We start from the raw sequence: 17,319 nt of genomic DNA on the forward strand, positions 1-17,319 counted from the left end.
TGGGGCGCGGCCCCGGAAAGGGGAGCTGCGCGAGTGATGGCCACCGCGACCCGCCGACGGACCGGCACGGCCGCACCCGCACGCGGCGGGGTGACGCCGCATCCGAAGTCGAGCCCCGGCCGTTTCGGCCCGTTCCGACTGCAACAGCTCGTACTGCTCCAGGTCGCCGCGGCCGCCCTGTTGGTGGCGTGGGTGGTGGAGCCGGTGCTGCTGGTTCCCGCCGGTGTCCTGGCCCTGATCCTGGTGATGCTCGCGGTCGTACGCCGTCACCAGCGCTCCCTGCCGGAATGGCTCGGCGGCGCGCTCGCGCTGCGCGCACGGCGGCGCCGGGCCGCCGCGCTGACCGTGCCCGCGGGCACCGAGCCCGGGCTGGCCCCGCTCGTCGAGGCCGATCCGGCGCTGCGGACGCTCACCTTCAGCGACCGTGACCGGCGGCCCGTGGGGATGGTCGGCGACGGCACGTTCCTGACCGCGGTCGTCCAGGTCGACACCGACGCCACCGCGCTGCGGCCCGACCGGGCGGAGCGTCCGCTGCCGCTGGGACTCGTACGGGACATCCTCGAAGTGGACGGCATCCGGCTGGAGTCCGCGCAGCTGGTGCAGCACACCCAGCCGGCTCCGGCCCCGCACCTGCCGGCCCAGTCGATGGCCACGCGCAACTACGCGCCGCTGCAGGCCCGGACCGGGACGCCGGCGGTGCGGCTGACCTGGATCGCCCTCAAGCTCGACCCGGAGCTGTGCCCCGAAGCGGTCACCGCGCGCGGCGGCGGGCTGGAGGGCGCGCAGCGGTGCGTGGTGCGGGCGGCGGACCAGCTGGCGAGCCGGCTGACCGGGGCCGGGTTCAAGGCCACCGTGCTGACCGAGCAGGAGCTGACGGCGGCGCTCGCCACCTCCTCGTGCGCGAACCCGATGGCGATCACCCAGGCGGGCCGGTCGGCCAGCACGGGGCGGCGCACGGAAGAGACCCCGCGGACCTGGCGCTGTGACGACCGGCGGCACACGACGTACTGGATAGGCCGCTGGCCCCAGCTGGGCGGCTCGGGCGCGGCGCTGCCGCAGTTCGTGGCGCTGCTGACCTCGCTGCCGGCGCTCGCGACCAACTTCAGCCTCACGATGGCCTCGGCCGAGCGACAGGGCGTGACCCTGGCGGGACACGTACGGGTGACGGGGCGCAGTGACGAGGAACTGGTCGTGGCCCGCCGGGAGTTGGAGCGGACGGCGCGCGGCGTGAAGGCCGGCCTCGTCCGGCTCGACCGGGAACAGGTACCGGGGCTGCTGGCCTCGCTGCCGCTGGGAGGGGCGCGATGAGGGGCGGTTTCGGGCTGGTCGGCCCGCGCCGGGAGCGGCACGTGGTGTCCGCGGCGGATCTGGACGGGCTGGCGCTGCCCGTCGGGGACGACGGGGTCGTCATCGGCGTGGACGCCGGGGGGAACCCCGCGGTGCTCGGCATCAACCGGCCGACGCCGTACGAGGTGACGCTGATCGGCGGTCTGTGGACCGCGCAGGTGCTGGCGCTGCGCGCGGCGGCCACGGGTGCGCGGGTCACGGTGGAGACCGGGCGTGCGCACGTGTGGTCCGGGCTGGCCCAGGCGGCGGGTGGCGGGCAGCAGTGCGTGACCCTGCACGAGGTGGGCCGGATCCCGCCGCAGGGCGCCTCCGCGGGCAGCCCGGTGCTGGTGGTCCGCGACTGCGGGATGCGGCCGCCGCGCGGGCGCGTGGTGGCCGGGCCCTGGCAGTCGGTGCTGACCCTGCTGCCGTATCTGAGCCCGACGGCGCCGCGGCTGCTCCAGCAGTCCGCGCTGGTGGGTGTGCAGCGGGTGTCCCCAGACGAGGCTGAGCAGATCGGCCGGCTGATGAACCTGTCGCGGCAGGCGGTGGATTCGCTGCCGACGCTGGGTGACGGGGTGACGCTGTGGTGTACGCCACGGGACCGGCAGTTCGTCATGACCCAGGGGACGGAAGCGGAGACGGGCCTGCTGGGCGGGGCCCGGCGCATCGACTGACCATCGTGCGGCCGCCGTCCGGCCATCGCCCGTACATCGATCGGCCACCGGCCGGCCCTCGGTCGACCGGGGAGCGGCCCTCACCGCGTGCGTGACCGCGCGGGGGCCGGGCCGACGGGGGCGGACACGGGCGGCGGGCCGCGATTAGGCTGGGCGCGGGCGCGCGTCGAGGTGGGCGCCGGACCAGTGTTCGACAGACCAGGAGGACCAGTGAGCGGCGATCGGAACGAGAGGCGCGGCGGGACGTGGGACGTCCCGACGGACGATCAGTCCGACGCGGAGCCCGAACTGACGGGCGAGTTCACCATCGACTACACCCCGCCAGCCTGGTACACCCAGGGCGCGAGCCCGGCCGCGGTGCCGGGGCTGCCCGAGGGCAGCGGCTTCGAGCCCCACCGCCCGTCGGAGGTGACCTCTCCCCCGACGACGCGCATCGGCCCGCCGGCCCCGCGCCCGGCGCCCGACGCGGCGTCCGTGCCCCCGGTCCCGTCGGCCGGCACCCCCAGGCCCGACGCGCCCACCGCCCCGGCCGAGGCACTGCCGGCGTATCCGGCTCCGCCGCGGCCCCCGGCGCCCGTCGGCAGCCTGCCCGCGCCCGACGCCCCGACGGCCCCCGCCGAAGCCCTCCCGCCGTACCGGGCGCAGCCTTCGGCTCCCCTGGGCAGCACACCCGCGCCCGCCGAGGCCCCGCTGCACGCGGCCCCGGCCCCGGCCCTGCCGTCGCCGCCGGACGGGGGCGCACTCGCGCACGGCGCTTCCCCGTCGTACCCGGTTCCCGCCCCGGCCGTACCGTCGGCACCCGACGCCGGCCCCGCCCCGTTCGCGCCGACGAGCGAGGCCCTCCCGCCGTACCCGGCACCCGCCCCGACCCTGCCGCCCGCGCCGTTCGGCAGCACGCCCGACGCACCCACCGCGCCCACCGAAGCGCTCCCGCCGTACCCGGCACCGAGGGCGCTCGGCAGCGCGCCCGACGCACCCGCCGCTCCGGCCGAGGCGCTTTCGGCCTACCCCGCGGCACTGCCTCCGGTGCCGGACTCCGGCCCCGCCGCGCCGTTCGCCCCGACGAGCGAGGCGCTCCCGGCGTACCCGGCCATCACCCCGGCCCTGCCGCCCGCGCCTCTCGGCAGCACACCGGACGCACCCACGGCACCGACCGAAGCCCTCCCGCCGTACCCGGCGCCGGCAGCGATCGGCAACACGCCCGCGCCCGCCGAGGCACTTCCGAACTACCCCGTTCCCGCCACGGCGGCGGAGACCGACCCCGCGTCGGCGAGTGAACCGCTCCCGCCCTACCCGGCACCCGCCCCGGCCCTGCCGACCGCGCCCCTCGGCAGCACCCCCGACGCACCCACCGCACCCACCGAAGCCCTCCCGCCGTACCCGGCGCCGGCAGCGATCGGCAACACGCCCGCCCCCGCCGAGGCACCTCCGGGCTACCCGGTATCCGCCCCGGCGGTGGCGGAGGCCGACCCCGCGCCGTTCGCGCCTCCGAGCGAGGCGCTCCCGCCGTACCCGGCGCCCGTCGCCGAGGCACCGGCTCCCGCCGTCAGGCCGCAGGACACCCCCGCCGACGGGATTCCCGTCGGGGACGCGCCGCGGGCCGACGGCGAGACCCCGTTCGGGGGACCCGGGGGTGAACTGCCGCCGCTGCCGCCCTCCTTCGCGGCCGAGGGGGGCTACCCCTACGCACCGCCGCAGGCGCACGCCCAGCCGCAGCCTCAGCCGCCCCAGCAGGCCACGCAGGCCCCACAGGCCCCACAGGCCCAGCAGCCGCAGGCGACCCCGCAGTACGACCCCCGCTCCGGCGCCCAATGGTCAACGCCCACGCACCAGTTGCCGCCGCAGCCCCACGACCCGCGCTACTCCTCCGGCCAGACCGCCGGCGGGGCGCCGCTCGGCTACACCGCCGCCGTCGAGCTCTCCTCGGACCGCCTGCTGCGCAACAAGCAGAAGCCGAAGAGCAACAACGGCGGAGGCGGCAGCCGCTTCCGGTTCGGCGGCAAGGCGGCCGAAGCGGAGCGCCAGCGCAAGCTGGAGCTGATCCGCACTCCGGTCATGTCCTGCTACCGCATCGCCGTCATCAGCCTGAAGGGCGGCGTCGGCAAGACCACGACCACCACCGCCCTCGGCGCCACCCTCGCCACCGAGCGCCAGGACAAGATCCTGGCCATCGACGCGAACCCCGACGCCGGCACCCTCGGCCGCCGCGTCCGCCGCGAGACCGGTGCCACGATCCGGGACCTGGTCCAGGCGATCCCGTACCTGAACTCGTACATGGACATCCGCCGGTTCACCTCGCAGGCGCCCTCCGGTCTGGAGATCATCGCCAACGACGTGGACCCGGCCGTCTCGACGACCTTCAACGACGAGGACTACCGCCGCGTCATCGAGACCCTGGGCCGCCAGTACCCGATCATCCTCACCGACTCGGGCACCGGGCTCCTCTACTCCGCCATGCGCGGGGTGCTCGACCTGGCCGATCAGCTGATCATCATCTCGACCCCGTCCGTGGACGGCGCCAGCAGCGCCAGCACCACCCTCGACTGGCTCTCCGCGCACGGGTACGCCGACCTCGTCTCCCGTTCCCTGACCGTCATCTCCGGGGTCCGTGAGACGGCCAAGACGATCAAGATCGAAGACATCGTGCAGCACTTCGAGACCCGCTGCCGCGGTGTCGTCGTGGTGCCGTTCGACGAGCACCTCGCGGCCGGCGCCGAGGTCGATCTCGACATGATGCGGCCCAAGACGCGCGAGGCGTACTTCAACCTCTCCGCGCTCGTGGCCGAGGACTTCATCCGCGCCCAGCAGCAGACCGCCCACGGCCACTGGGGTGCTCAGCAGCCCCAGCCGCACCAACAGCCCTCGTACGGCCAGCCCCAGGGCCAGCCGCAGTACCAGCAGCCGCAGCAGCCGCAGGCCCCTCAGCAGCCCTACGGCCAGCCGTACCCGCAGCCCGGCCAGCCCTGGCAGCAGCCGCAGCAGCCCCCGGCCCCCGGCCAGCCCCCGCGCGACCCGCGCCTCGGCTGAGCGGCCGAAGGACCGAGCGACCGCACGAGTGAGGGCCCGTACCACCGGTACGGGCCCTCACTCGTCCGCTTCAACCCAGCGGCGGTGCCGACGTCAACGCTGCGCGTCGTACGCGTCCGTCAGCACCCGCGCCCGCTTCACGTCGTCCGCGATCGCCTCCAGCAGCCCGTCGAGCGACTCGAACTTGGCCATCCCCCGCACGTACGCGAGGAAGTCCACCGCCACGTGCAACCCGTACAGGTCCAGGCCGATCCGGTCGATCGCGTACGCCTCCACCGTCCGCTCGGTGGCGTCGAACTGCACGTTCGTCCCCACCGAGATCGCCGCCGGCATCCGCTCGCCGCCCGCAGTCAGCCAGCCCGCGTACACCCCGTCCGCCGGAATCGCGGTGTGCGGCGCGGTCTCGACGTTCGCCGTCGGGTAACCGAGCTCACGCCCGCGCTGCGCACCGCGCACCACGACGCCCTCGACCCGGTGCGGCCGGCCCAGGATCTCGGCGGCGCCCTCGATGTCTCCCTCGGCGACGAGCTTGCGAGCGAGCGTCGAGGAGAACGGCACGCCGCCGCCCGCCTCGCCCCGCTCGACGAGGTCGACGACGTCGACCTCGTAGTCGTACGTGGAGCCCAGCTCGCGCAGGAAGTCGACGTTTCCGGCGGCCCGGTGGCCGAAGCGGAAGTTCGGGCCCTCGATGACGGCCCGCGCGTGCAGCTTGTCGACGAGCACCTTCACGATGAAGTCGGCCGGCGACAGCTGCGAGAACTCCGCCGTGAACGGCAGGATCAGCAGCGCGTCCACGCCCAGCCCGGCCATCAGTTCGGCACGCCGGTCGTACGGGGCCAGGATCGGCGGGTGGCTGCCGGGGCGGACGACCTCGCTCGGGTGCGGGTCGAAGGTGACCACGACCGACGGGACGCCGAGCGCGCGCGCCTTCGCCACCGCCCGTCCGATGATCAGCTGATGACCCCGGTGCACACCGTCGTAGGAGCCGATGGTGACGACGCTGCGTCCCCAGTCCTGGGGGATGTCCTCCAAGCCACGCCAGCGCTGCACTGTGACCGCTCCTCGCCCGAACCCGTTTAGGCCTTGTATTTGAATGCCGATTACAGGTCTAAGACTGCCATGCCGGTGCCCGGTGACCCGCATCGGCGTCTCAGTCGAATCAGGACGGGGCAACTGCCGTGCCAGTTCGTCACGTCACATCCTGCGCGGCCCTGCCGAGGGTCTCCACCGTCCGGCGCGCGCTCGGCCCCAGCAGAGCCGCCGCCTCCGCTCCCGCCTGTGCCAACCAGCGGCCCACGACCGCCCCGAAGGCCGGGGCGGTCCGGGCCAGCTCCACCGTCCGGCGGTCGAACACCGCCGCCCCGCCGGGTGCCCGCAGCAGCTGCCGCCCGGTGCGGCGCAGCAACTCCCGCGTCCGGTCCTCGGGACGGGCCGCGGCCCCGGCCGCGAGGGAGCCGAGGAAGGCGTCGAGCACCCGCGGGTCGGCCTCCTCGCGCAGCAGTACGTCGACCAGCTCGCCACGCAGCGCGTACGAGGGCTCCCCGCCCGGAGCGGCCAGTACGGCGGCCAGCTCGGCCCTGACCCCGGTCGGGGCCGTCCGCAGCAGGTCCAGCACGAGCGGGCGTACGACGGGGCCGGCAACCGGGCCCTGCTCCAGGCGCAGCTGCACGAAGGCGGCGGCGTGCGGTGCGTCCTCGGGGCGCCGCGCCAGGTGCTCCCGTACGAGCTCGGCCGCGCGGCGCGCGAGCCCGGGCGTGGCCAGCGCGGCCAGCGCCCGCACCACCTCGCCGTCGGCCCGGGCCCGCAGGGCGTCGAACACCGCGTCCGGCTCGGGCAGCACGGGCAGGGCCGCGACCAGCGCGGAGGCGGGCAGCCGGGAGCCCCGCTCGGGGTCGCCGAAGCAGTCCAGGGCGTCCTGCAGGTAGCGGCCGCGCGTCTGCGGGTCGCGGAGCAGCGTGGCGAGGGCGCTGCCGTGCAGGGTGGCGTCGGCGGGGCGGGCGAGCAGTGCCTGGGCGGCGTAGCGCAGCAGTTCGCGGTCGGCGGGGGTGCGGACGTGGGCGGCGGTGGCGAGCCCGTACGCGGCGGCCGCGACGCGGCGACCGGGCCGTTCGTCGTGGGCCCAGCGGTCCACGGCCCGGCACATGGCGGAGGGCTCCTCCTCGGCGAGTACGGCGAGCAGCTCGTCGGCGCGGGGGTGCGCGGCGGTCACGAGGTGCTCGGTGAGGTCGTCGAGGGCGAGCCGGCGGTGGGTGTGCAGCAGGGCCTGCGCGGCACCGGCGACGGTGGCGCCGGGGCGGCCGCGCAGTCGGCGGCCGTCGGTGAACCAGGCGCAGAGCAGCGGCTGGACCAGCTGGGGGTCCCGGGCGAGGCGGCGAGCGGCGGCGTCGAGGAAGCGGTCGCCGGGAACCGCTTCGGCGGGGTCTGCGGGCAACAGGCGGCGCAGCAGGTCGAGTCGCTCGGCCTCGGGCAGCCGCAGCCGGTTCCAGAACCACCCGCCGAACTCGCCGGGGCCGGCGCGGGCCACGTGCTCGGCGAGCGCGTGCAGGACGGGCAGGTAGGGGTGCGCGTCGGGAGCCCGCAGCAGCACCTCCCGAACCAGCCGCCCGGCCCACCACTCCGGCCGGCCGGACGCGGCCCCCTCCCCCGCGCCCCTCGCATCCAACGCGGCCGGCCCGGGTGACCCCACCCCGTCCTGTGCGGCTTCGGGTGCCCCGCTTGCCGGTTCCGGTGGGGACGGGGGTGTGCCGGGGCGTCCCCGCAGGGCGTCGAACGCAACCATGGCCCGGCCCTCCGACCCCTGGAAGGGTTCGACGCCCCAGGAGACTCCCCGGCGCGTCCCCGGCACCGCCGGAACCACCCCGACCCAGCCCAGCCCGCTCCCGGCCACCCCGGACGGCACCGTCTGCCCCGTAGATCCGACCGACCCGACCGACCCGACCGACCCAGCCGACCCGGCGGGCCCGGGCGGCGCCGACGGGTGCTCCGTGAAGGTGTTCAGGGCCTCGACCAGGCGGGTGAGCTCGGTGCGCAGGCTGTCCGAGGGGAGCCTGTGGAGGGCCTCCAGGACCGGGCCGATGCGGTGTCGGGGTACGGGCAGGCCCTGGCCGGCAGGTGCGTGGACGAGGGAGCGGAGGGCCGCCGGGACGTCCAGGTGAGCGCCCTGGAGCCAGTCGGAGAGCTCCTCGTGGGCGAAGCGGTAGCCGGGGCCGGCCGGTACCAGCAGCCCCTCGGTGAGTACGGCCGAGGCCCAACCCGTGCGCCAGGGGAACAGTTCCTCGAAGGCGGCCCGGTCCAGCTGCCCCTGCCCGGGTCCGAGGCAGCGCCGGGCGGCCTCGTGCACCCTGCCCGCCACCCGGGCCGCGAGCCGCCGTACGCCGCGTCCGTGGGCCCCGCCGGCCGCCGCGGCGATCCGGACGGCCACCCGCAGGGCCACCAGGTCGAGGTGCGCGGCGAAGACCTCGTCCCGGCCGGGCCGGCCGGCGGTGACCCCGGCGGCGCGGACTCCGGCGAGCAGGCGCAGGGTGAGCGGGTGCCGGGCGTCGGCCTCCCGGACGGCGTCCACCGGGATGCCGAGACGGGCCCGGGCGGTCTCGGCCTCGGCGGGGGTGAGGTCGCCGAGCGCGAGTGCGGGCCGCAGGCGGCGGGCCGGGCGGGCCGGGGTGTGCACCACCTCGGGCGGATGGAGCGCGCCGGCCACCTCCCAGTACTCGGTCCGCGCGGCGACGACGAGCCTGGCTCCGACCGCGCGCAGCCACGCCGTGGTGGCTTCGGTCCAGGGAGCCAGGCGGTGCGCGAGCCCGGGCGGCATCTCCTCCGGGGCGTCGAGCACCACGAGCAGCCCCCGCCCGGCGCCCGCGGCGACTCGCGCCACCGCCTCGGCGATGCCGGTGCCGGTGCCGTCCGGGGTGGCCGGGGGCGGGCTGGGCGGGGTCGGGGTGGTTCCGGCGGTGCCGGGGACGCGCCGGGGAGTCTCCTGGGGCGTCGAACCCTTCCAGGGGTCGGAGGGCCGGGCCATGGTTGCGTTCGACGCGCTGCGGGGACGCCCCGGCACACCCCCGTCCCCACCGGAACCGGCAGCCGCACAGGGTTGGGCGTCGGCTGCGGCGATACGGGTCGCCTCCGCCAGCGCGCGCGTCACCGCGTCGGCCAGGGAGGTGTCCGGGGCTCGCAGGTCCGCGCCGCGCAGCCAGAGGGTCGGGGCCGGGCGGGGGCCGCGGGAGCGGCGGGCGGCCAGGGCGGCGAGGGCCGTGGTGCGGCCCGTGCCCGGGTGCCCGGCGAGGGCGAGGACAAGGCGGTTCCCCGAGGCGAAGGCGTCGAGTTCGGCGGCGATGGCCGGCCGGTCCACGGGCGGTGGTTCGGACTCGTCCAGGGCGACGGCCGGGCCCAGGGTGGTCCCGGTGAGCTGTAGTGCGCCGGCGAGGTTCAGATCCGCCCCGTACGCCGGTACCGTCGCCGCGTTGCGGTCCAGCAGCGCGGCCAGGGGCCCACCGGGGTCGGCCGCGGCCGCCGCGCGGAGCGCCACCGCGGAGCCGCCGGCCAGGACCGCGAGCACCGCTCCGGTCTCCGCGTCGAGGACCGGGCCCCCGCACGCCTCCCCGCCCTGCCGCAGCGCGTCCCGCCCGTCGGTCCCGATCGCCAGCTCCACCACCAGTGCGCGGAGGCCCAGCACCCGGGCCTGCCGCCACCCGCGCGCGGGGACTCGTACGTACGTCCCCTGCTCGATCACCTCGCGCGTCGTGACGGGCAGCGGCCGCAGCCCGAGCCCGTCCGTCCGTACGGCCGCCAGCGCGGTCCCCCGCAGAGAGGTGACGTCCTGCGCCCCGGCCGGCCAGGTCCGGCCGGTGGGGCCGCGGACGACCATCCGGGTCAGGCCGTCGACGGCGTCGTGGCTGGTGAGCACCGTGCCGCGGTCGTCGGCGACGAATCCGCTGCCGCGCACCCGCCCGGCCTGATCGCAGATGGTGACGAGCTCCGCCATGGCCGCACCACTCCCCCCGTTCTCACGAACGGTAGGCAGCCGAAGATCAGCACGGAAAGCACGCGAGGCGAAAGCGCCCCCTTACGCTCCCTCCATTCACTCCGAGCGCCTGCTCGGACGGGTGAATAGCGGGGCCCGAGTGGATAGAGACCTACCCGAGGGGGGTCGTGGAGCGGTGAGCGTCAGGGCATGGCGCTCACCGCTCCACGTCAGACGAATACCGCGAGGGACTTGGCCTTGCCGCCCTTGCTCTCCACGAGACCGAGGAGCGTTCCGTCCGGTCCGAAGACCGCCACCGTCTGGCCGGCGGCGTACGCGTCGGGCATCTCGATCCGCACGCCGTTGGCGAGCAGCGAGGCCCGCCGGGCGTCGAGGTCCCAGCGCGGGAAGGCCGCCGCGGCCGCATCGCCGATCGGCATGACGGTCAGCTCCTCCTGGAGCTGGTCGAGCGTCCGCGCCCGGTCGATCTTGTACGGGCCGACGCGCGTGCGGCGCAGTGCGGTCAGGTGGCCGCCGACGCCGAGGTCGGCGCCGAGGTCGCGGGCCAGGGCCCGGATGTACGTACCGCTGGAGCAGACGACGGAGACGACGAGGTCGACGACCTTGGTGCCGTCCTCGGCCTCCGCTTCGCGCATGTCGTACAGGTGGAACGAGGAGACCGTGACCGGCCGGGCCGGGATCTCGAAGTCCTCGCCGTCGCGGGCGCGCTTGTAGGAGCGCACGCCCTTGATCTTGATGGCGCTGACCTTGGACGGGACCTGCATGATCTCGCCGGACAGCTTCGCGATGCCCGCGTCCACGCCCTCCCGGGTGACCCCGGTGGCATCCGTGGACGAGGTGATCTCGCCCTCGGCGTCGTCCGTCAGGGTGTTCTGGCCCAGGCGGATCGTGCCGAGGTACTCCTTCTCCGTGAGCGCGAGGTGGCCGAGGAGCTTGGTGGCCTTCTCGACGCCCAGGACCAGCACGCCCGTCGCCATCGGGTCGAGCGTGCCGGCGTGGCCGACGCGGCGGGTCTTGGCGATCCCGCGCATCTTGGCGACCACGTCGTGCGAAGTGAAGCCGGACGGCTTGTCGACGATGACAAGGCCGTCCGGAGTCTTCCCTGCGTTGGTGCTCATTCCGCGGCTGCGTCCTCGTCGTCGTCCTCGTCGGGCTTCTTGTACGGGTCGGCGTCGCCGGCGTACTTCGCGCCGGAGGACACCTCGCGCACCTGGGCGTCGGAGGAGCGTGCCTTGTCGAGGAGGTCCTCGATGGTCTTGGCGTTCTCCGGGAGGGCGTCCGCCACGAAGGTCAGGGTGGGCGTGAACTTGGTGCCCGCCGCCCGGCCGACCGCGGAGCGCAGTACGCCCTTGGCGCTCTCCAGGCCCGCTGCCGCACTGGCCCGGTCCTCGTCGTCGCCGTAGACCGTGTAGAAGACCGTGGCCTCCCGCAGGTCGCCGGTGACCCTGGTGTCCGTGATGGTCACGTGCGTACCGAGGCGGGGGTCCTTGACACCGCGCAGCAGCTTCTCGGCCACCACCTCCCGGATGAGGTCCGCCAGCTTCTTCGCCCGCGCATTGTCGGCCACTGGTCCGTCTCCTTCTTATGTCTTGCTATCAGTCTTCATCACCGTGGAGGCGCCGTCGTACGGACAGCAGCTCCACTTCCGGACGTGCCGCGACCAGCCGCTCGCAGCGGTCGAGTACGTCCGAGAGGAACCCCGTGTCCCCACTCACCAGAGCGACCCCTATACGGGCCCTGCGGTGCAGGTCCTGGTCGCCCACTTCAGCCGCGCTCACGGAGAACTTGCGTTGGAGTTCGGCCACGATGGGCCGGACCACGGAGCGTTTCTCCTTCAGCGAGTGGACGTCGCCGAGGAGCAGATCGAAGGACAGAGTCCCCACGTACATGCAGTTCCGGATATCCCGCCGGTGCGGGTTCGGTGGCCTGCCGGCCGTCGCTCGGCAGGGTCACCAGAACCGTACACGCAACGGCCGGGGCCGATCGACGGATATTCCGTCGACCGGCCCCGGTGTTACGAGTTACGACACGGTGCGAACCGCCTTGCGCTTACGCGCGGGGCTTCTCGCGCATCTCGTACGTCGCGATGACGTCGTCGATCTTGATGTCGTTGTAGCTGCCGAGGTTGATACCGCCCTCGAAGCCTTCGCGAATCTCGGTGACGTCGTCCTTGAAGCGGCGCAGACCGGAGATGTTGAGGTTCTCCGCGATGACCTTGCCATCGCGCAGGAGCCGCGCCTTGGTGTTGCGCTTGACCTCGCCGGACCGGATGAGGACACCGGCGATGTTGCCCAGCTTGGACGAGCGGAAGATCTCGCGGACCTCCGCCGTACCGAGCTCGACCTCTTCGTACTCCGGCTTGAGGAGACCCTTCAGGGCCGCCTCGATCTCCTCGATGGCCTGGTAGATCACCGAGTAGTAGCGAACGTCGACGCCCTCGCGGTCCGCCATCTGCGCGGCACGGCCGGCCGCACGGACGTTGTAACCGATGACGATGGCGTCGGAGCCCATCGCCAGCGAGATGTCGGACTCGGTGACCGCACCCACACCGCGGTGCAGGACGCGGATGTCGACCTCTTCACCGACGTCGAGCTGGAGCAGCGAGGACTCGAGAGCCTCGACCGCACCGGACGCGTCGCCCTTGATGATGAGGTTGAGTTCCTGGACCAGACCGGCCTTGAGGACCGAGTCGAGGTCTTCCAGGGACACCCGGCGGACACGCTTGGCGAAGTTGGCGTTGCGCTCACGCGCAGCACGCTTCTCGGCGATCTGACGGGCGGTGCGGTCCTCGTCGACGACGAGGAAGTTGTCGCCGGCGCCGGGGACGTTGGTGAGACCCAGGACCAGGACGGGGGTCGACGGACCCGCTTCCTCGACGTTGTTGCCCTTGTCGTCGAGCATGGCGCGCACTCGGCCGTAGGCGTCGCCCACGACCATCGTGTCGCCGACGCGGAGGGTACCGCGCTGGACGAGGACGGTGGCAACGGCACCGCGGCCGCGGTCGAGGTGGGACTCGATCGCAATACCCTGAGCGTCCTGCTCCGGGTTGGCGCGCAGGTCGAGCGAGGCGTCGGCGGTGAGGACGACGGCCTCGAGCAGGGAGTCGATGTGCAGACCCTGCTTGGCGGAGATGTCGACGAACATCGTGTCGCCGCCGTACTCCTCGGCGACCAGACCGAACTCGGTGAGCTGACCGCGCACCTTGACCGGGTCGGCACCCTCGACGTCGATCTTGTTGACCGCGACGACGATCGGGACGCCGGCGGCCTTGGCGTGGTTCAGCGCCTCGATCGTCTGCGGCATGACGCCGTCGTTGGCCGCGACCACGAGGATCGCGATGTCGGTCGACTTGGCACCACGGGCACGCATGGCGGTGAACGCCTCGTGACCCGGGGTGTCGATGAAGGTGATCTTGCGCTCTTCACCGTTGACCTCGGTACCGACCTGGTACGCACCGATGTGCTGCGTGATGCCGCCGGCCTCGCCCGCAACGACGTTCGTCTTGCGGATGGCGTCGAGCAGTCGGGTCTTACCGTGGTCGACGTGACCCATGACGGTCACGACCGGCGGACGCGGCATGAGGTATTCCTCGCCGCCCTCGTCCTCGCCGAACTCGATGTCGAAGCCCTCGAGGAGCTCGCGGTCCTCTTCCTCCGGGCTGACGATCTGAACGATGTAGTTCATCTCGCCGGCCAGCATTTCGAGGGTCTCGTCGGAGACGGACTGCGTGGCAGTGACCATCTCGCCGAGGTTCATCATCACGGCGACGAGCGACGCCGGGTTGGCGTTGATCTTCTCCGCGAAGTCGGTGAGGGAAGCACCGCGCGACAGGCGAACGGTCTCGCCGCCACCGCGGGGCAGCATCACGCCGCCGACGGACGGGGCCTGCATGGCCTCGTACTCCTGGCGCCTCTGACGCTTGGACTTGCGACCACGACGGGCCGGACCACCGGGACGACCGAAGGCGCCCTGCGTGCCACCACGGGCACCGGGACCACCGGGACGACCACCGAAGCCGGGACGACCGCCGCCACCGGCACCGGCCGGACCGCCGCCGAAGCCGCCACCACCGGGACGGGGGCCACCGAAGCCGCCACCGCCGCCGGGACGCGAGCCCGGACCGGCCGGACGACCGGCGAAGCCGCCGCCCGCGGGACGACCTGCGCCGCCGCCACCGGGACGAGCGCCGCCCGCACCGGGACCACGGCCACCGGGGCCGCCACCGGGACGGGGACCGGGACCACCGGCAGCGGGACGCTGCGGCATCATGCCCGGGTTCGGACGGTTACCACCGGGAGCACCACCCGGACGCGGGGCGCCGCCCTGCGGACGGGGCATGCCGCCCGGGGTCGGACGACCCGCACCGGCACCCTGCGGACGCGGAGCGCCGCCGGGGCCGCCCTGCGGGCGGGGAGCACCCTGGCCGCCACCGGCGCCGGGGGCACCGGGACGGGGAGCGCCGGCCGGACGGGGCGCCTGCGGGCGCGCCATGCCGGTGGAGCCACCAGAGGTGAAGGGGTTGTTGCCCGGACGGGGACCGGCCGGACGGGCGCCCTGGGGACGCGGGGCCTGGGCGCCGCCCGCGGGGCGGGCAGCCTGGGCACCGGGAGTGGCGCCGGCCGGGCGCGGGGCGCCGGGACGGGCGCCGGCCTGGCCACCCTGACCCTGAGCCGGACGCTGCTGCGCCGGACGGGGGCCGGGAGCCGCGGCGGCGGGACGCTCGGTGCGCGCCGGGGCGGCCGGAGCCGCCGGAGGCGCGGAGAACTCGGTCACCACGGGCGCCGCCGGAGCGGGCTTCGGGGCGGCCGGGGCCTTCGGGCCGGGACGCGGGCCGGAGGCGGCCGGAGTCACCGGGGTCGCGGCGGCCGGAGCCTCGGCGACGGCAGGCTTGGGAGCCGCCGGCACACCGGGCTTCGGGGCAGCGGGACGTGCCGCGGCGGCCGGGGAGGGCGCTGCGGGCTTGGCAGGCGCGGCCTTGCGGGGCGCGCCGGGCTTTGCAGCGGTCTTGCCGGCGTTGCCGCCGGGCCCCTGCAGTGCGTCAGTCAACTTGCGTACAACCGGCGCCTCGATCGTCGAGGACGCCGAACGGACGAACTCACCGAGTTCCTGGAGCTTGGCCATGACGACCTTGCTCTCAACTCCGAACTCCTTTGCGAGTTCGTATACCCGGACCTTAGCCACTTCGCTCCTTTTAGGTCCGGGTTACGCCGGACCGTTGCTACTTCATGGGCGTACTCATCGCGTACTCATCGAGGGGTGCTCATCGCAATCTCGACCTACTTCCAACTCGCGAGGTACCTGACCGCACGGGGCATCCGTGCCGTTCTACGTCTTACGGTGTCGCCTCGGCCTGAACGGCCAGGGCTTTGCGCAGTTCCGCCGTGTCGAGCGTTCCGGCGGACCGGAGGGCCCGGGGAAACGCGCGGCGGCGGACCGCCTGGTCGAGGCAGACCATGGCGGGGTGCACGTAGGCACCCCGGCCGGGCAGCGTACCGCGTGGATCGGGGGCGCATTCGCCCTCGATCTCCACGATGCGCAGCAGATCGCTCTTGGCCGCTCGCTCCCGACACCCCACACAGGTGCGTTCGGGGCATGCGCGGGCTTGCGTCCGGCCAGACACGCTTAAGTCTACCTCCCCGTCACGACCTCACCCCTTCAGGCGAAAAATCGAACGGACGTTGTCGTGTTATTCCCTGTCTACCGTCCGGGAAGCCCCGGCAGGTACCGGTTTATTCCCGGCCGCCGCGATCCCGGTCGTCCCGGTCACGGTCCCGGTCGCCGGCGCGGTCGCCGTCCCGGTCCCCCTCCGGCTCGGTGTCCGGGCGGATGTCGATGCGCCAGCCGGTGAGCCGCGCGGCGAGGCGGGCGTTCTGGCCCTCCTTGCCGATGGCAAGCGACAGCTGGTAGTCGGGCACGGTCACCCGCGCGGAGCGGGTGTCCCAGTCGACGACCTCGACCTTGCTCACCCGGGCGGGTGACAGCGCGTTCGCGACCATCTCCGCCGGATCGTCCGACCAGTCGACGATGTCGATCTTCTCGCCGTGCAGCTCAGCCATGACATTGCGCACGCGGCTGCCCATCGGGCCGATGCAGGCGCCCTTCGGGTTGAGGCCCGAGCGGGTGGACCGGACGGCGATCTTGGTGCGGTGACCGGCCTCGCGGGCGATCGCCGAGATCTCGACGCTGCCGTCGGCGATCTCCGGGACCTCCAGCGAGAAGAGCTTCTTCACCAGGTTGGGGTGGGTGCGGGAGAGGGTCACGGACGGACCGCGGACGCCCTTCGCGACCCGCACGACGTACGCCTTCAGGCGCAGACCGTGCGTGTACTCCTCACCGGGGACCTGCTCCTGCACGGGCAGGATGGCCTCCAGCTTGCCGATGTCGACGAGGACGTTCTTCGGGTCCTTGCCCTGCTGCACGACGCCGGTGATGACGTCGCCCTCGCGGCCCGCGAACTCACCGAAGGTCAGGTCGTCCTCGGCATCGCGCAGACGCTGCAGGATCACCTGCTTGGCGGTCGTCGCGGCGATCCGGCCGAAGTCCGACGGGGTGTCGTCGAACTCCTTGGGCTCCTGCCCCTCTTCGAGGTCCCTCGGGTCTTCCGTCGCCCACACGACCACGTGACCGTTGGTGCGGTCCAGCACGACGCGTGCGCGGCGGAAGCTCCCCTCGGTCCGGTGGTACGCGATGAGGAGGGCCGACTCGATCGCCTCGACGAGCAGGTCGAAGGAGATCTCCTTCTCCCGGACCAGACCCCGCAGGGCACTCATGTCGATGTCCACGGCTACGCCTCCTCTTCCTTCTTGTCCTTGCGGTTGAACTCGATCTCGACACGCGCCTTGGCGATGTCGGTGAAAGCAATGCGGCGGGCGGTCGCCTTGCGGCCCTTCACGCCCGGAACTTCGAGGTCCATGCCCTCGTCGTCGACGTCGATGATGCGGGCGATCAGTTCCCCGCTCTCGACCAGCTGGAACTTCACGAGACGGCCGACGGCCCGTACGTAGTGGCGGTGCTCGGTCAGCGGGCGGTCCGCGCCCGGGGAGCTCACTTCGAGGACGTACTCGTCCTCGCCCATCACGTCGGTCTCATCGAGCTTGTCGGAGACCTCACGGCTCAGCTCTGCACACGCGTCCAGCTCCACGCCCTCGTCGGAATCCACGATGATCCGCAGCATCCGGCGCTTGCCGGCCTTGGACATCTCGATTTCCTCGAGGTCCAGTCCCTTGGCGGCGACGAGCGGCTCCAGCAGTCCGCGCAGCCTGTCGCTCTGGGTGGTGCTCATCCGGGTGACTCCTCGGCCGCGTGTGCTGT

Annotated in this window: 12 protein-coding genes; 3 read left to right on the forward strand and 9 right to left on the reverse strand. The window is 73.8% G+C overall.

Annotated elements, in window-relative coordinates:
- Positions 1–36 precede the first annotated feature (36 nt).
- The 3 genes from eccE (at position 37) to OG625_RS10515 (ending at position 5,030) form a co-directional block, all read left to right on the forward strand.
- Positions 37–1,308: a type VII secretion protein EccE gene (gene eccE, locus OG625_RS10505; protein WP_329378640.1), complete on the forward strand. Its 1,272-nt coding sequence runs from the start codon at positions 37–39 to the stop codon at positions 1,306–1,308.
- Positions 1,305–2,003 carry a hypothetical protein gene (locus OG625_RS10510; RefSeq protein WP_329378642.1) on the forward strand — a complete coding sequence of 233 codons (699 nt, stop codon included), beginning with the start codon at positions 1,305–1,307 and terminating at the stop codon, positions 2,001–2,003. Before eccE ends, OG625_RS10510 begins: the two co-directional genes overlap by 4 nt.
- A 210-nt stretch (positions 2,004–2,213) precedes the next feature.
- Positions 2,214–5,030 (forward strand): SCO5717 family growth-regulating ATPase, encoded by a 2,817-nt coding sequence (locus tag OG625_RS10515; RefSeq protein ID WP_329378644.1) that lies wholly within the window; start codon positions 2,214–2,216, stop codon positions 5,028–5,030.
- A gap of 93 nt (positions 5,031–5,123) precedes the next feature.
- On the opposite strand, the gene OG625_RS10520 is transcribed toward OG625_RS10515, so the two are convergent.
- The 9 genes from OG625_RS10520 to rimP form a co-directional block, all read right to left on the reverse strand.
- On the reverse strand, positions 5,124–6,080 hold the full coding sequence (locus OG625_RS10520) for a bifunctional riboflavin kinase/FAD synthetase (RefSeq protein ID WP_329378646.1): 957 nt from the start codon (positions 6,078–6,080) through the stop codon (positions 5,124–5,126).
- A gap of 139 nt (positions 6,081–6,219) precedes the next feature.
- On the reverse strand, positions 6,220–10,008 hold the full coding sequence (locus tag OG625_RS10525) for a serine protease (protein WP_329378648.1): 3,789 nt from the start codon (positions 10,006–10,008) through the stop codon (positions 6,220–6,222).
- A 209-nt stretch (positions 10,009–10,217) separates the two neighbouring features.
- Positions 10,218–11,126 carry a tRNA pseudouridine(55) synthase TruB gene (gene truB / locus OG625_RS10530; RefSeq protein ID WP_329378650.1) on the reverse strand — a complete coding sequence of 303 codons (909 nt, stop codon included), beginning with the start codon at positions 11,124–11,126 and terminating at the stop codon, positions 10,218–10,220.
- The gene (rbfA, locus tag OG625_RS10535; RefSeq protein ID WP_329378652.1) at positions 11,123–11,575 is read right to left on the reverse strand and encodes a 30S ribosome-binding factor RbfA; all 453 of its coding nucleotides are present in this window, start codon (positions 11,573–11,575) and stop codon (positions 11,123–11,125) included. The genes truB and rbfA overlap by 4 nt, the downstream gene beginning before the upstream one ends.
- A 28-nt stretch (positions 11,576–11,603) precedes the next feature.
- Positions 11,604–11,897, reverse strand: coding sequence for a DUF503 domain-containing protein (locus OG625_RS10540; RefSeq protein ID WP_030161467.1), 294 nt, complete (start codon positions 11,895–11,897; stop codon positions 11,604–11,606).
- 160 nt (positions 11,898–12,057) lie between these two features.
- Positions 12,058–15,189: a translation initiation factor IF-2 gene (gene infB, locus OG625_RS10545; protein ID WP_329378654.1), complete on the reverse strand. Its 3,132-nt coding sequence runs from the start codon at positions 15,187–15,189 to the stop codon at positions 12,058–12,060.
- A 151-nt stretch (positions 15,190–15,340) separates the two neighbouring features.
- Positions 15,341–15,628, reverse strand: coding sequence for a YlxR family protein (locus OG625_RS10550; RefSeq protein WP_329378657.1), 288 nt, complete (start codon positions 15,626–15,628; stop codon positions 15,341–15,343).
- Between the two features lie 109 nt (positions 15,629–15,737).
- Positions 15,738–16,790 carry a transcription termination factor NusA gene (nusA, locus tag OG625_RS10555; protein ID WP_329378659.1) on the reverse strand — a complete coding sequence of 351 codons (1,053 nt, stop codon included), beginning with the start codon at positions 16,788–16,790 and terminating at the stop codon, positions 15,738–15,740.
- Between the two features lie 2 nt (positions 16,791–16,792).
- The gene (rimP, locus tag OG625_RS10560; RefSeq protein WP_329378661.1) at positions 16,793–17,290 is read right to left on the reverse strand and encodes a ribosome maturation factor RimP; all 498 of its coding nucleotides are present in this window, start codon (positions 17,288–17,290) and stop codon (positions 16,793–16,795) included.
- Positions 17,291–17,319: the final 29 nt, after the last annotated feature.

It is taken from the genome of Streptomyces sp. NBC_01351 (assembly GCF_036237315.1).
Taxonomy (GTDB): domain Bacteria; phylum Actinomycetota; class Actinomycetes; order Streptomycetales; family Streptomycetaceae; genus Streptomyces.

Excerpts from the sequence above, each read along its gene's own strand:
- eccE (WP_329378640.1), top strand. The coding sequence starts at position 37 with ATGGCCACCGCGACCCGCCGACGGACCGGCACGGCCGCACCCGCACGC.
- OG625_RS10510 (WP_329378642.1), top strand. The coding sequence starts at position 1,305 with ATGAGGGGCGGTTTCGGGCTGGTCGGCCCGCGCCGGGAGCGGCACGTG.
- OG625_RS10525 (WP_329378648.1), bottom strand. The coding sequence starts at position 10,008 with ATGGCGGAGCTCGTCACCATCTGCGATCAGGCCGGGCGGGTGCGCGGC.
- truB (WP_329378650.1), bottom strand. The coding sequence starts at position 11,126 with ATGAGCACCAACGCAGGGAAGACTCCGGACGGCCTTGTCATCGTCGAC.
- OG625_RS10540 (WP_030161467.1), bottom strand. The coding sequence starts at position 11,897 with ATGTACGTGGGGACTCTGTCCTTCGATCTGCTCCTCGGCGACGTCCAC.
- rimP (WP_329378661.1), bottom strand. The coding sequence starts at position 17,290 with ATGAGCACCACCCAGAGCGACAGGCTGCGCGGACTGCTGGAGCCGCTC.